The following is a 1,100-nucleotide window of genomic DNA, read 5'->3' on the forward strand; positions in this document are numbered from 1 at the left end:
CTTCGTAACACTCGTTTAGTTTTCAAGGATCAATCATGTTCGCCACAGTGGCGACGTTTCATAGATTATCACGTTTGCCTCACCTGTGTCAACAGGTATTTCAAATCTTTTTTCACCGCCCGATCATCCCGCGGCGACAAGACCTATCTTATCATGCCCCGACCCTCACGACCACTCGTCATCCGGAACAAAAGAAAACAAATTCGGCATTCAGATCGCTCACCAGCTGCCGATTCTCAGCCGTTCTCCCATTCTTGTTCGCGGTCGAGTTCGACTCGTCGATGATGTCTGCATGCGCAGCATGCTCAACTTGCTTGCAAAAACAGCTCCGCGTAGATCACACCTTTTATCGAGCTAACGGTTCGCGTCCACCGAGTCCAGCTACCGATCAACTAAGGACAACTTCTCTCAAACTCCCTGCGTCCGCTGCAGATAGGGATCGAACTTCCTCACGACGTTACGAGCGCAAACTTCAAAACAGACAGGCTGGATACACAAAAAAGACCTGATCCCTAAGGATCAGGTCTTTCGATTGGTGGCTCGGGACGGAATCGAACCGCCGACACGAGGATTTTCAGTCCTCTGCTCTACCGACTGAGCTACCGAGCCAAAATGGCGGAGCTGACGGGATTCGAACCCGCGGTCTCCTGCGTGACAGGCAGGCATGTTAGGCCTCTACACCACAGCTCCGAATGAAAATGGTGGAGGTTGACGGGATCGAACCGCCGACCCTCTGCTTGTAAGGCAGATGCTCTCCCAGCTGAGCTAAACCTCCAAAGTGCTAGTGCTAACGTTGCGAGAGAACCTCTCGCTTTTTGTCAGCCTTCCTTAAAAAACATGGTGACCCGTACGGGATTCGAACCCGTGAATGCCGCCTTGAAAGGGCGGTGAGTTAAGCCGCTTCTCCAACGGGCCAAGCGTGGTGCCTTCAACCGGAATCGAACCGATGACCTCATCCTTACCATGGATGCGCTCTACCTACTGAGCTATGAAGGCGAAATGGCTCCCCGAACAGGACTCGAACCTGTGACCGTCCGATTAACAGTCGGGCGCTCTACCAACTGAGCTATCGAGGAATCTTGGTGGAGATAAGCGGATTC

General features: G+C 52.6%; 6 tRNA genes. All 6 read right to left on the bottom strand.

Annotated features, from left to right (window positions below):
• Nucleotides 1-533: 533 nt before the first annotated feature.
• A tRNA-Phe gene (locus ACFSOY_RS19755) sits at nucleotides 534-609 on the bottom strand.
• Nucleotides 610-613: 4 nt separating this feature from the next.
• Nucleotides 614-690, bottom strand: a tRNA-Asp gene (locus ACFSOY_RS19760).
• Nucleotides 691-699: 9 nt separating this feature from the next.
• Nucleotides 700-775, bottom strand: a tRNA-Val gene (locus ACFSOY_RS19765).
• 63 nt (nucleotides 776-838) lie between these two features.
• A tRNA-Glu gene (locus ACFSOY_RS19770) sits at nucleotides 839-915 on the bottom strand.
• Between the two features lie 5 nt (nucleotides 916-920).
• Nucleotides 921-996, bottom strand: a tRNA-Thr gene (locus ACFSOY_RS19775).
• 4 nt (nucleotides 997-1,000) lie between these two features.
• Nucleotides 1,001-1,076: transfer RNA gene (locus ACFSOY_RS19780), tRNA-Asn, on the bottom strand.
• Nucleotides 1,077-1,100: the final 24 nt, after the last annotated feature.

This window comes from Tumebacillus lipolyticus, assembly GCF_042682745.1.
GTDB lineage: Bacteria > Bacillota > Bacilli > Tumebacillales > Tumebacillaceae > Tumebacillus_A > Tumebacillus_A lipolyticus.